This window comes from Anaeromassilibacillus sp. An200, from assembly GCF_002160025.1.
Lineage (GTDB): Bacteria > Bacillota > Clostridia > Oscillospirales > Acutalibacteraceae > Caccousia > Caccousia stercoris.
Genome location: NZ_NFJU01000121.1, coordinates 1 through 1,381, shown reverse-complemented (window position 1 = coordinate 1,381; position 1,381 = coordinate 1). Strand labels below are relative to the sequence as shown.

At 47.9% G+C, this 1,381-nt stretch carries 1 protein-coding gene; it reads left to right on the top strand.

Annotated elements, in window-relative coordinates; all coding sequences use genetic code 11:
* Positions 1-266: 266 nt before the first annotated feature.
* Positions 267-1,118, top strand: coding sequence for a helix-turn-helix domain-containing protein (locus tag B5F35_RS18140; protein WP_087243079.1), 852 nt, complete (start codon positions 267-269; stop codon positions 1,116-1,118).
* Positions 1,119-1,381: the final 263 nt, after the last annotated feature.

The window sequence follows — 1,381 nt, the reverse complement described above, 5'->3', positions numbered from 1 at the left end:
CAGGTTTTGGCCTGCCGCTTTTTGTGCTGCGATGGTTTTTCATGAGGCATTGAAAACCTGTTTGTCAAGGTACACGCCCTCGCTACTTATTTTCGTAGCAAGGTGCTGTGTCTCCTGACAAAACTCATTTTACCGAAAAAACAGGCCCTCTCCCGTATGTCCAAAACGATGGAAAACGGCTTGAAATCAGCATATTTCCATGCTTATGGAATCATGGTATAATGATTGAAAACGGCAGGATTTTCCTGATGAGAGGGGGAATTTGGATGCACACAAAGCTGTCTATCCCGGAGCGGTTAAAAGACTTGCGGGTGGTGGATAAGCACCTGACGCTGGAGCAGCTGGCCGAGCAGACGGGGCTGTCCAGATCGGCGCTGGGAAGATATGAAAGTGATGATTATAAGGACATCAGCCCGTTTGCCATCGCTACGCTGGCGGAATTTTACGGGGTATCCACCGATTACCTGATGGGGGTGTCGGAAAATAAAAATCACCCAAACACAGAGCTTCAGGCCCTGCATTTGAGTGATGATATGGTTACATTATTGAGCAGCGGAAAAATCAACAACCGGCTGCTGTGTGAGATCGCCACACACGAGAACTTCCAGCGGCTGATGACGGATATTGAGATTTTTGTTGACCGCATCGCTGATATGCGGATTGCTCAGATGAATCTGGTGCTGGAGGCCACCCGACAGGAAGTGATCCGCAGCCATGCGCCGGGAGAGAATGACCTTTATGTCCGCACGCTGGAGCTTGGTCAGGTACAGGAGAGCGATTTTTTCAGCCACACAATTCACGACGATCTGGACAGCATCATCCAGGATATTCGGAAGGCCCATGTCACCGACCGCATCACCGCCGATCCGCAGCCGACTTTTACAGAGGTCAAGGAAAAGTTTGACCGTGCCATGCAGTTGGGCAGTAATGAGGAACGGGTAATCCACGAGTTTTGCGACCAGATGCAGATTCCCTTTGACAAGATTGCATCCGAGGATTTCTCGGCGTTTATGCGGATATTGAGCCTGTCTAAACTGCTTAAAAATCCCAACAATATGAGGGGAAAGGCGAAGCCTCAGCCATACTTTGTTCCCACCAAGAAGAAAAAGAGAAAATGAATCATATATTATCTCTCGCCTCACAGCTTTCAAGGGCGTGTTACAAAATTCACTTGCGGCACATCTTTTTCCTTTTGGTTTTTATTCATAGACCAACCTGAAAACAAAAAGGCAGACTATGCCCCCCTTTCTTGATGCTGTCCAGTCTGTCTTTTGTAAGCGTAAAATCTAATCACACCTTGTTCCAATATGTGTAATATGAAACAATACCTCCGTGTAGTGTCAGACAGTGCATGGTAGTGTCGTACACTGCCAGCGAAGCG